This window comes from Nonomuraea sp. NPDC049269, assembly GCF_043197155.1.
In the GTDB taxonomy this organism is placed as follows: Bacteria; Actinomycetota; Actinomycetes; order Streptosporangiales; family Streptosporangiaceae; genus Nonomuraea.
Genome location: NZ_JBICSO010000005.1, coordinates 541808 through 554842 on the forward strand (window position 1 = coordinate 541808; position 13035 = coordinate 554842).

The 13035-nt window shown below is 73.2% G+C and carries 1 protein-coding gene; it reads left to right on the forward strand.

Going from position 1 to position 13035, the window contains the following annotated elements; all coding sequences use genetic code 11:
* Position 1 precedes the first annotated feature (1 nt).
* Positions 2–12895, forward strand: a complete 12894-nt coding sequence (locus ACGFNP_RS29975) for an SDR family NAD(P)-dependent oxidoreductase (RefSeq protein ID WP_393324655.1) — start codon at positions 2–4, stop codon at positions 12893–12895.
* Positions 12896–13035: the final 140 nt, after the last annotated feature.

Here is a 13035-nt window from a genome sequence, read left to right on the forward strand (position 1 = left end):
CTTGAGCGAGCAGCGTCGCGTCCTCGCCGACCTGGTGAACGACCTGACGGTCGAGGTCCTGCGGACCGTGCTCCCCGATGCCCCTGACGCGGTGGACCCCCAGCGCGGCTTCAGGGAACTGGGACTCGACTCGCTGGCCGCCGTCGAGCTGCACGACCGCCTGGCCCAGGCGGTCGGCGCCGAACTGCCGATCACCATCGCCTTTGACCATCCCACCCCTGACGCGGTGGTCGACTACCTGTTCACCGAGGTGCTCGGTCTGGCCGGCGCGGAGACCGTCGAGGTCCAGCCGGCCGCCGCCATGGATGAGCCGATCGCCGTCATCGGCATCGGCTGCCGCTATCCGGGCGGGATCACCACCCCGGAGGAGCTGTGGCGGCTCGTCGCCGAGAGCGGGGAGACCCTCACCGAGTTCCCGGTGAATCGTGGCTGGGATCTTGACCGGCTGTTCGACGACGACCCGGACGCGCCCAACTCCACCTACGCCCGGTCGGGGCACTGGCTGCACGACGCCGCGGAGTTCGACGCCGACTTCTTCGGCATCAACCCGCGTGAGGCCGTCGCCATGGATCCCCAGCAACGCCTGGTGCTGGAGGCTTCCTGGGAGGCGTTCGAGCGGGCGGGCATCGATCCGCGCTCGCTGCGGGGCAGCCAGTCCGGCGTGTTCATCGGAGCCGAGCCGCAGGACTACGGTCCCCGGCTCGACAAGGCGCCGGAGGAGATCGAGGGCTACCTCGTGACGGGGAACGCCCCGAGCGTGGTGTCCGGCCGGATCGCCTACGCCCTCGGGCTCGAAGGTCCCACGCTCACCGTCGACACCGCCTGCTCCGCCTCCCTGGTGGCCCTGCACCTGGCCTGCCAGGCGCTGCGGAACGGCGAGACCGACCTCGCGCTGGCCGGCGGCGTGACCGTGATGTCCACCCCCGGCACCTACACCGCGTTCAGCCGGCAGCGGGTGCTCGCCGCGGACGGCCGCTGCAAGGCGTTCGCCGCCTCCGCCGACGGCACCGGCTTCTCCGAGGGCGTCGGGATCCTCGCGATCGAGCGGCTGTCGGACGCGCGCCGCCGGGGCCACCCCGTGCTCGCGGTCATCCGCGGCTCGGCGATCAACCAGGACGGCGCGAGCAGCGGCCTGACCGCCCCGAACGGTCCCTCCCAGGAACGGGTGATCCGCCGGGCGCTGGCCAACGCGGGGCTGTCACCGGCCGAGGTCGACGTGGTCGAGGCGCACGGCACCGGCACCAAGCTGGGGGACCCGATCGAGGCGCACGCGCTGATGGCCACGTACGGAAAGGACCGGGGCGAACGCGGGCCGCTGAGACTGGGCTCGATCAAGTCGAACATCGGCCACACCCAGGCGGCGGCCGGCGTGGCCGGTGTGATCAAGATGGCCATGGCCATGCGTCACGAGACGCTGCCCCGCACGCTGCACGTGGACGAGCCGTCGCCGTACGTCAACTGGTCGCTCGGCGCGGTCGAACTGCTCACCGAGAGCCGGCCCTGGCTCGCCAACGGCACGCCGCGGCGAGCCGGCGTCTCGTCCTTCGGCGTGAGCGGCACCAACGCGCACCTGATCCTCGAGGAGCCGCCGGTAGAAGCCACCTTGGAGGGGGACGGCGGCTTGCCCCCGGCCGTCGTCCCCATGGTGCTGTCCGCGAAGGCGCCGGAGGCGCTGCGCGCGCAGGCCGCCAGGCTGGCCGCCCATCTGGGCGAACACGAGGACCTCGGCCTGGCCGACGTCGCCCACTCGCTGGTGACCTCGCGTTCGAGCTGGGAACACCGCGCGGTGGTCGTCGCCGGTGACCGGGCCGAACTGCTCGCCGGGCTGACCGCTCTGTCCGAGGGCGAGCCCGCCGCCGACGTGATCGAGGGCGAGGCCACCGCGGAGCGCCGCGCGGTCTTCATCTTCCCCGGCCAGGGCTCGCAGTGGGCGGGCATGGCGGTGGAGCTTCTGGACTCGTCCCCCGTCTTCGCGCGGCGCATGGACGAGTGCGCGGCGGAGATCGAGTCCTATGTCGACTGGCGGCTGCTCGACGTGCTGCGTGGCGAGCCGGGCGCCCCTTCGCTGGAGCGGCTGGAGGTCGTCCAGCCGGCGCTGTTCGCGGTGATGGTGTCGCTGGCCGCCCTCTGGGAGTCCCTGGGCGTGCGGCCCGCCGCCGTCGTGGGTCACTCGCAGGGCGAGGTCGCCGCCGCCTACGTGGCCGGCGGCCTGTCGCTGGCCGACGCCGTACGCGTGATCGTGCTGCGCAGCCGCCTGTTCGCCGAGCGCCTGGTGGGCCGGGGCGGCATCGCCGCGATCGGCGCGGCGGCCGATGCGGTGGAGGAGCGGCTGGCCCGCTGGCCGGGACGGCTGTCCATCGGGGCGAAGAACGGCCCCTCGTCGTGCACCGCGGTCGGCGACGAAGACGCCCTGGCCGAACTCGTCGCCCAGTGCGAGGCGGACGGCATCCGGGCGCGTCTGCTGGCCTCCACCGTCGCCTCCCACTGCGATCAGGTCGACCCGTTGCGCGAGCAACTGACGCGGATGCTCCGAACCGTGTCCCCGACCACGGGAGACGTGCCGTTCTACTCCACCGTGACCGGTGGGGTGCTGGACACCGACGAGCTGAGCGCCGACTACTGGTTCCACAACGCCCGTCAGCCGATCGAGTTCCAGGCCGTGATCGAGGAGCTGCTCGCGCGGGGACACGACGCGTTCCTGGAGATGAGCGCGCACCCGGTGCTCGTGATGAGCGTGCAGGACACGATCGACGAGGCCGGGGCCGACGCGTTCGCCGCCGGCACCCTGCGCCGTGGCGAAGGCGATCTGCGGCGCGTGCTGGCCTCGGTCGCGGAGGCGCACGTACGCGGCGTGCCCGTCGACTGGGACAGCCTGCTCACCGGCGCGAACCGGGTCGATCTGCCGACGTACGCCTTCCAGCGCCGGCACTACTGGCTGGAGACCCGGACCTCGGCCGGGGACGTCGCCTCGGCCGGACTGACCGCTCCCGGCCATCCGCTCCTGGGCGCGGCCGTGACGCTCGCCGAATCCGGTGGGGCGCTCCTCACCGGACGGCTCTCGGTCCAGCTCCACCCCTGGCTGGCCGACCACGCCGCCGCCGGCACGCTGCTCCTGCCCGGCACCGCCTTCGTCGAGCTCGCCATCCGGGCGGGCGACCAGGTCGGCTGCGGCCTGCTGGAGGAGCTGACGCTGGAGGCCCCGCTCGTCGTCCCCGAGCGTGGCGGCGTGTGGCTGCAGGTGTCCGTCGGAGCGCCCGAGGACGCGGGCCGCCGCCGGATCGGCGTGCACTCGCGGGCGAAGGACGCGTCGGCCGACGCGCCGTGGACCCGGCACGCGAGCGGGTATGTGGCCGCCGACGACGCGCCCGAGGACTTCTCCCTCGCCCAGTGGCCGCCGGACGGAGCCGTCTCTGTGGACCTCGACGGCCTGTACGAACGGCTCGCCGAGGCCGGCTACGGCTACGGTCCGCTGTTCCAGGGGCTGAAGGCGGGGTGGCGGCGTGGTGACGAGGTCTTCGCCGAGGTCGCGCTGCCCGAGCGGGCGCGCCGGGACGCCGAGCTGTTCGGCCTGCACCCGGCGCTGCTCGACGCGGCGCTGCACGCGGGGTCGCTGCTGGAGGCCGCCGACGAGCGCCTGAGCCTGCCCTTCGCCTGGACCGGCGTCTCCCTGCGGGCCACCGGCGCCTCGGCCGTCCGGGTCCGGCTGTCGCCGGCCGGGCCCGACGCCCTGTCGCTGTGGCTGGCCGACACCTCGGGCGTGCCCGTCGCCACCGTACGATCGCTGGTCTCGCGTCCGGCCTCGGCGCAGCAGCTCTCCGCCGCTTCGGTCGCCCATGGCGACTCGCTGTTCCGCGTCGCGTGGACCGCGGTGCCCGCGCTGTCTGCGGCGTCCACGTTGCCGTCGGCGACGGTGGCAGGGGGTGCTGCGGTACTCGGCCCGGACCCGCACGGCTTGCGCCGGGCCGGGGTCGCGAGCGCCGAGTTCACGGACCTGACGGCGCTGACCTCATCGGATCGGCTGCCCGACACGGTGTTCGTAAGCTTCGACTCGCAGGGCTCCGCGTCGGACGGCTCCGTGTCGCAAGGCGTCGGGTCGGAGGGCGTTGGGTCGGACGGCTACATGGAAGCGGTGGGCGGCGACGTTCCGGGTGGTGCGCGGGCGGCGACGCACAGGGCGCTGGGGCTCGTACAGGCCTGGGTGGCCGATGAGCGGCTGGCCTCGGTGCGGCTTGTCGTGGTGACCCGTGGCGCGGTGGCGGCGGGCGCGGAGGTGCGGGATCTGGCGGACGCGCCGGTGTGGGGCCTGCTGCGGTCCGCGCAGTCGGAGCACCCCGGCCGCTTCGTGCTGCTGGACCTCGACGACTCCGGGATACCGGTGCCCGCCGTGCTCGCGGCGCTCACCGAGCCGCAGCTCGCCCTGCGAGCAGGCGAACTGCTGGTGCCCAGGCTGGCCCGCGCGGCCACCACCGACACCCTGACACCCCCTGCGGGCGCCCCGGAATGGCGCCTGGACGCGGCGATCAAGGGCAGTCTGGACGGCCTGTCACTGGTCCCGTGCCCGGAGGCGGCCCGCCCGCTCGGGCCGGATGAGGTGCGGGTGTCGGTACGCGCGGCCGGTCTCAACTTCCGGGACCTGGTCGTCACCCTCGGCATGGTGCCCGAACACGACGAACCCATCGGCGGCGAGGTCGCGGGTGTGGTGCTGGAGGTGGGCGCCGAGGTTGCCGATCTGGTGCCCGGTGATCGGGTGCTGGGGTTGCTGGACGGCGCGTTCGGTCCGGTGGGGGTGACGGATCGGCGGTTGCTGGCTCGTATGCCCGCCAGCTGGTCGTTCGCGGAGGCGGCATCGGTCCCGGTGGCGTTCCTGACCGCCTACTACGGCCTGGTCGATCTCGCCGAGGTCCGCGCGGGGGACCGGGTGCTCATCCACGCCGCCGCCGGTGGGGTCGGCATGGCGGCGGTGCAGCTCGCCCGCTGGCTCGGCGCGGAGGTATTCGGCACAGCGAGCCCAAACAAGTGGGCAGCGCTCACCCTGGACGAGGACCATGTGGCCTCGTCTCGGACGCTGGACTTCGCGCAGAAGTTCGGCCGAGTAGATGTGGTGCTCAACTCGCTGGCCGGCGAGTTCCTGGACGCCTCGCTGGGACTGCTGGACGAGGGCGGTCGCTTCCTGGAGATCGGCAAGACCGATGTTCGCGAACCCGGCCAGGTCGCCGACGCCCACCCGGGCGTGCGCTACCTCCCGTACTCCCTGATGGAGGCCGGCCCCGACCGTCTGCGCGACCAGCTGGCCGAGGTGCTGGCGCTGTTCGACAGAGGTGTGCTGGAGTTGCCGCCCGTCCGGGTCTGGGATGTGCGGCGGGCCGGGGAGGCGCTGCGGTTCATGTCGCTCGCCCGGCATACCGGGAAGATCGTGCTGTCGATGCCGCCCACGTTCACCGGCGGCGGGACGGTGCTCGTGACCGGCGGCACGGGCGGTCTGGGCGCGCTGGTGGCGCGCCATCTGGTGACGGTCCACGGGGTACGGGACCTGCTGCTGGTGAGCCGGTCGGGGATGTCGGCCATGGGCGCGGCGGACCTGCTTCAGGAGCTGTCCGGACTGGGCGCGCGGGTACGCATCGCGGCCTGCGACGTGGCGGATCGGGGCGCGCTGGCCAAGCTGCTGGCAGAGGTCCCGGCACAGGCGCCGCTGCGCGGGGTGGTACATACCGCCGGAGCGCTCGACGACGGAGTACTGGACTCGCTGACGCCGGAGCGCGTGGACGCCGTGCTGCGGCCGAAGGTCGCCGGGGCGTGGAACCTGCACGAGCTGACGCGGGACCTGGACGTGTCGGCGTTCGTGCTGTTCTCCTCGGCGGCCGGTGTCCTGGGGGACGCCGGTCAGGGCAATTACGCGGCGGCGAACGTGTTCCTGGACGCCCTGGCGGCGCACCGGCGCGCGCACGGCCTCGTCGCGGTGTCGCTGGCCTGGGGCTTCTGGGAACAACGCAGCAACATGAGCGCCCACCTGCGCGACGCCGACATAGCGCGGATGGAGCGGTCGGGCGCCCGCGGCCTCTCGTCCGAGGAGGGGCTGGCGCTCTTCGACGCCGCCCTGACGGTGGACGAGGCCCTGCTGGCACCGATCCGCCTCGACCTCGCCGCGATGCGCCGCGAGTCCGCCTCGGTGCAGCCGTTGCTGCGCGGCCTGGTCCAGCCGCCCGCGCAGCGGAACGTCGCCGCGAGCGCCGTGCCGGGCGGTGCCGCTTCCGGTCTGGAGCGGCAACTGGCCGGGTTGCCCGAGACCGACCGCGACCAGGTGCTCGTCTCCCTGATCCGCGCGCAGGCCGCCACCGTGCTCGGCCACGCCGATGCCGCCTCGGTGGACGCCGGCCGGGCGTTCAAGGAGCTGGGCTTCGACTCACTGACCGCCATCGAGCTGCGCAACCGGCTCAACGCCGCCACCGGGTTGCGGCTGTCGGCCACGCTGGTCTTCGACTATCCGACGCCCGCCGTACTCGCCCAGCACATCAAGGGCAAGCTGCTCGGCGCGGAGTCGCCGGCCGCGCCGGTCGCCGCGCCCGCCGCGCCGCTCGACGACGATCCGATCGCCATCGTCGGGATGAGCTGCCGGTATCCCGGTGGCGTCGACTCGCCGGAGGCCCTGTGGCACATGCTGGTCGAGGGCCGGGACGCGATGTCGGAGTTCCCCGCCGACCGGGGCTGGGACCTGGAGCGGCTCTACGACCCCGACACCGAGAGCGCCGGCAGCAGCTATGTGCGGGTGGGCGGGTTCGTGTACGAGGCCGGAGAGTTCGACGCGGCCTTCTTCGGGATCTCGCCCCGCGAGGCGCTGGCCACGGACCCGCAGCAGCGGCTGCTGCTCGAAGCCTCCTGGGAGGCCCTCGAACGCGCGGGCATCGACCCCGACGCCCTCAGGGGCAGCTCGACGGGCGTGTTCGTCGGTGCTTCCGCCACCGGCTACGCCACCGGGCCCGCGCCCCTGCCCGAGGAGGTGGAGGGATACCTGATCACCGGCAACTCCAGCTCGGTGATGTCCGGCCGTGTCGCCTACGCGCTCGGTCTGGAGGGACCCGCCATGACCTTGGACACGGCGTGCTCGTCGTCCCTGGTCGCCCTGCATCTGGCCTGCGAGTCGCTGCGCCGCGGCGAGAGCACGCTCGCGCTCGCCGGCGGCGTGACCGTGCTGTCCACGCCCGAGATCTTCGTGGAGTTCAGCAGGCAGCGGGGGCTGGCGCGGGATGGGCGGTGCAAGGCGTTCGCGGAGGCCGCCGATGGTACGGCGTTCGCCGAAGGCGTCGGTCTGCTGCTGCTGGAGCGGCTGTCGGACGCGCGGCGCCAGGGCCATCAGGTGCTGGCGGTGGTGCGGGGCAGCGCGGTCAATCAGGACGGCGCGAGCAACGGGCTGACCGCGCCCAATGGCCCCTCCCAGCAGCGGGTGATCCGCCAGGCGGTGGCCAACGCCGGTCTCGGCCTGGCCGACATCGACGCGGTCGAGGGCCACGGCACCGGCACGACGCTCGGGGACCCGATCGAGGCGCAGGCGCTGCTGGCCACCTACGGTCAGGAGCGTCCGCAGGATCGGCCGCTGTGGCTGGGTACGGTGAAGTCCAACATCGGCCACACCCAGTGCGCGGCGGGTGTCGCCGGGGTGATCAAGATGGTCCTGGCGATGCGGCACGGCGTCCTGCCGAAGACGCTGCACGTCGACACCCCGTCCTCGCACGTGGACTGGTCGGCGGGCACGGTGTCGCTGGTGACCGAACCGACCCCCTGGCCCGGCGGCGACCGGCCGCGCCGGGCGGGAGTGTCGTCCTTCGGGATCAGCGGGACCAACGCGCATGTGGTGATCGAGGGCGTTCCCGCCGAAGAGCCGGTTCCGGATGACGTCCCGGCTCCTGCCGACGTGCCGGTGCCCGTGGTGGTCTCCGGTCGCGGTGAGGACGGCGTACGGGCGCAGGCGGAGCGGCTGCGGGACTTCGTTGCGGGGTCCACGCAGGCCGGGCCGGCTGAGGTGGGCCATTCGCTGGTGCGAACGCGTCCCCTGCTGAGCCATCGCGCCGTGGTCGTGGCGGCCGATAGGGAGCAACTGGTGGCGGGCCTGGCGCGGGTGGCCGCGGGGGCTGAGCCGGTCGACGTCGTGACCGGTCCGGAAGGACTCGGTGGGCTGGGGTTCATGTTCACCGGTCAGGGAAGTCAGCGGACGGAGATGGGCCTGGAGCTGACCAGGGCGTTCACCGCGTTCAAGGGACACCTGGAGGCGGTGGCCGCGGGCCTGGACCGCCACTTGGACGTACCGCTGACCGAGGTGATGTGGGAGCGGCCGGAGCTCCTGGATCGGACGCAGTACGCCCAGACGGGGCTGTTCGCGGTAGAAGTGGCCCTCTACCGGCTGCTGGAGTCATGGGGCATGGTCCCCGACTACCTGCTGGGTCACTCGGTGGGCGAGCTGACGGCGGCGCACGTGGCCGGGGTGCTGTCCCTGGAGGACGCGTGCGCGCTGGTGGCGGCCCGTGGCCGGTTGATGGGCAGCCTGCCCGCGGGTGGGGCGATGGTCGCGGTCGGGGCGGGAGAACGGACCGTGTCCGACCTGCTGTCGGACATGTTCGAACCGTCCGAGGTGGCGATCGCCTCGGTGAACGGGCCGGCCTCGGTCGTGGTCTCGGGTGACGAGCCCGCCGTGGAGCGGGTGGCGGCGGAGCTCGCCCGGCGCGGGGTCAGGTGCCGGCGGCTGCGGGTCAGCGACGGGTTCCACTCCCATCGCATGGAGCCGATCCTCAGCGCCTTCGGTGAGGTGGCCGCCGGGCTGGAGTACGGCGTCCCGGAGATTCCGGTGGTGTCGAACCTGACCGGCGAGCCGGTACGGGAGTTCTCGGCCGAGTACTGGGTGCGGCAGCTGCGAGAGCCGGTGCGGTTCGCCGACAGCGTCGCCTTCCTGCGCGAACGGGGCGTGCGGACCCTCCTGGAGCTGGGTCCCGACGGCGTGCTGTCGGGGCTGGTACAGGAGCAGGGGCCCGTGCCGGTGGCGGTGCCGGTGCTGCGGCGCGATCGGGACGAGGCCGGGCAACTGGTGGCCGCCCTCGGCCGGGCGTACGCGCGCGGGGCGGACGTGGACTGGCACGCCTTCTTCGACGGTGCCGGGCGGGTGGTGGAGCTTCCCACCTATGCCTTCCAGCGCCGCCATTACTGGCTGCGGTCTTCCCACAATGGCGGTGATCCCGCCTCGCTCGGGCTGGAGGCCGCGGATCACCCGCTGCTGGGCGCCGCCGTCGAGCTGCCCGACACCGGTGGATCGCTGTTCACCGGCAGGCTCTCGCTCGGCACCCACCCCTGGCTGGCCGATCACCGGATCCTCGACACCGTGCTGGTGCCGGGCACGGCCTTCGTCGAGCTCGCCGTCGCGGCCGGCCACCAGGCAGGTTGCGATCTCGTGGAAGAGCTGACCCTGGAGACCCCCCTCGTGCTGGGGGAGCGGGACGCCGTCACGATCGAAGTGATCGTCTCCGGCGCGGACGACTCGGGCCGCCGTACGCTGACCGTCTACTCGCGGGCCACCACGGGCGAGCGGCCCTGGATCCGGCACGCGACCGGGACGCTCGCCGCCGGAGCGCGGCAGCCCACCTTCGACCTGACCGAATGGCCGCCACCCGGCGCCGAGCCCATCGACGTCGGCGGACTCTACGAGCGGCTGGCCGGCGAAGGCGTGGCATACGGACCAGCCTTCCGGGGACTGCGCGCGGCGTGGCTTCGCGACGGCGAGGTGTTCGCCGAGATCGAGCTCCCTGATGCCACGGACGCCGGGCGCTACGGTCTGCATCCGGCGCTGTTCGACGCCGTGCTGCACGCCATCGGGCTGGCTGAGGACGGCGAGGACCAGCAGGTCGAGCTGCCCTTCACCTGGAGCGAGGTCAGCCTGTACGCGACCGGCGCCGCCGCCGCCCGCGTACGCGTATCCGCCGACGGCGCACCCTTGCTGACCGTGGCGGACGCCACAGGCGCGCCGCTGGCCACGGTGGGCGCGCTGGCCATGCGGCCGGTCTCCGGCGCCGGACTCCGAGCCGGCCGGAACGGGGCCGGCACCTCGCCGTACCAGGTGACATGGACACCGGTGCCCACCGGCGACCCCTGGGACGATTGGGCGGTGCTCGGCGGCGAGGACGACGAGCTGCCCGGCGCCCTGCGCGCCGCGGGACTCCCCGTGCGCACCGCCGTGGGCCTGGCCGCGCTGAGCACCACGCCGACGGTGGTGCTGGTCTCCGCCGGGTACGAGTCCGCGTCGGCCGACCCCTCGGTGGCCGCCCGCGACGTGACCGGCCGAACGCTCGCCCTGCTGCAGGACTGGCTGGCCGACGAGCGCTTCGCCGACGCCAAACTGGCCGTGGTGACCGGCGGCTCGGTGCGCGCCACCGCCGACGACGACGCCCCCGATCTCGTCCACGCGCCCGTCTGGGGTCTGGTACGCGCCGCGCAGGCCGAGAACCCCGGCCGGTTCCTGCTCATCGACGTGGACGGCACGGCGGCCTCCTACCGGGCATTGCCCACCGTACTGGCCGGTCAGGAGCCTGAGCTGGCCCTGCGCGAGGGCGAGGCCCGCGCGCCGCGGCTGACCAGGACCGACGACGACGGCCTGCTGAGGCCGCCCGCCGGTGCGGAGTCGTGGCGTCTGGAGATCACCAAGCCGGGCACGATCGACGGCCTGGAAGCGGCCGTCTGCGACGCGGCCCGGCGGCCCCTGGGCGAGTTCGAGGTACGGGTGTCGGTGCGGGCCGGTGGACTGAACTTCCGCGACGTCCTGATGGCCCTCGGCATGTACCCCGGTCCGGCGTCACTCGGGAGCGAGGGCTCCGGCGTGATCGTCGAGGTCGGCTCCGGCGTCACCGGGTTCGCCCCGGGCGACAGGGTGCTCGGGCTGTTCGAGGAGGGGTTCGGGCCCTACACGACGACCGACCACCGGGTGATCGCGCACATGCCGGCCGGCTGGTCCTTCGTGACCGCGGCCGCGGTACCGGCCGTGTTCGCGACCGCCTACTACGGCCTGGTCGATCTGGGCGGGGTCCGCGCAGGGGATCGGGTGCTCATCCACGCGGCTGCCGGTGGGGTCGGCATGGCGGCGGTGCAGCTCGCTCGCTGGCTGGGTGCGGAGGTGTTCGGCACGGCGAGTCCGGGCAAGTGGGGAGCGCTGACCCTGGACGAGGACCATGTGGCCTCCTCAAGGACGCTGGACTTCGCGAAGAAGTTCGGCCGGATGGATGTGGTGCTCAACTCGCTGGCCGGGGAGTTCATCGACGCCTCTCTCGGGCTGCTGTCCGAGGGCGGCCGGTTCGTGGAGATGGGCAAGACCGACCTCCGCGACACCATCGCTCCCGGGATCCGTTACACGCCCTTCGACCTCTCGGACGCCGGGCCTGACCGGACCAAGGAGATTCTGACCGAACTGGTGAAACTGTTCGAGGACGGCGTGCTCGAACCGCTGCCGACCCGGGTCTGGGACCTGCGCCGCGCGCCGGAGGCGTTCCGCCACATGGCGCAGGCCCGGCACATCGGCAAGGTCGTGCTGACCGTCCCCACGCCGCTCGACCGGCCCGGCACCGTGCTCGTCACCGGCGGCACGGGCGGGCTAGGCGCGCTGGTTGCCCGGCACCTGGTGGCCGAGCACGGCGTACGCGACCTGCTGCTTGTCGGCCGCAGAGGTCTCGACGCCCCGGGCGCCGAGAAGCTCCGCGCCGAGCTCACCGAGCAGGGCGCCCGCGTCGAGGTCGCGGCCTGCGACGTCTCCGACCGGGACGCCCTGGCCGCACTGCTCGGCCGGGTGGCGCCGGACCGTCCGCTGACCGCGGTCGTGCACACGGCGGGCGTCGTGGCCGACGGCGTCATCGACTCGCTCACACCCGCGCAGGTGGACACGGTCTGGCAGCCCAAAGCGGAGGCCGCCTGGCAGTTGCACGAGCTCACCAAGGATCTGGACCTGTCGGCCTTCGTGCTCTTCTCCTCCTCGGCCGGCACGCTCGACGCCGCCGGGCAGGGCAACTACGCGGCGGCCAACGCCTTCCTCGACGCGCTGGCCACGCACCGCAGGGCGGCCGGTCTGCCGGCGGTCTCGCTGGCCTGGGGCATGTGGGCGCCGGAGGTCGGCGGCATGACCGCCCAGCTCGGCGAGGCCGATCTGCGGCGGCTGCGCCGCTCGGGCCTGCTGCCGCTGTCGGCCGAGGCGGGGCTGGCCCTGTTCGACAAGTCGCTCGCGCGCGACGAGGCCGCGCTGGTGCCGATCCGGCTGGATCTCGCGGCCATGCGGTCGCGGGAGGAAGGGCCGCCGGCGATGCTCCGCGGCCTGGTCACCGCGCCGATCAGCCGGGCGCCCGCCACCACCCAGGCCGTCGCCCCGGCCTCGCTGGCCGATCAGCTGACCCCGCTGTCCAGGGCGGCACGTGACCGCCTGCTGCTGAGCCTGGTACGGACCCACGTCGCCGCGGTCCTCGGCCACGCCACCGGGGACCCGGTCGATCCGGACCGGGGGTTCAAGGAGCTGGGCTTCGACTCGCTGACCGCGGTCGAGCTGCGCAACCGGCTGAGCGCGGCGGCGGACGTGCGCCTGCCCGCCACGCTCGTCTTCGACTACCCGACACCGGCCGCGGTGGCCGACTACATCAAGACCGAACTGCTCGGCGACGACGAGACGGCGGCCGAACCCCTGGAAGCCGAACTGGCGGAGCTCGAGCACGCACTGGACAACCTCGTACCGGACCCCGACGGGCACGCGAGGATCACCGCCCGGCTCAAGGCCCTCACGGCGAAATGGACCGAGGCGCACGGCCGGACGGCGGACGACCCGGCGGAGCCGAGACTCGAATCGGCCAGCGCGGAAGAACTTTTCACCATTCTCGACAAAGAATTCTGAGGACATGTCACGGGCGTCGGCAAAACACGAGATTTTCCGTCCCGAGTACCGTTCATGCCACCGAACCATCCCCGAAGAGGAGGGCCCGGATGGCCCTTCAGGCCGATGCGCCGAATATGAACCGGAGATTACGATCTGTT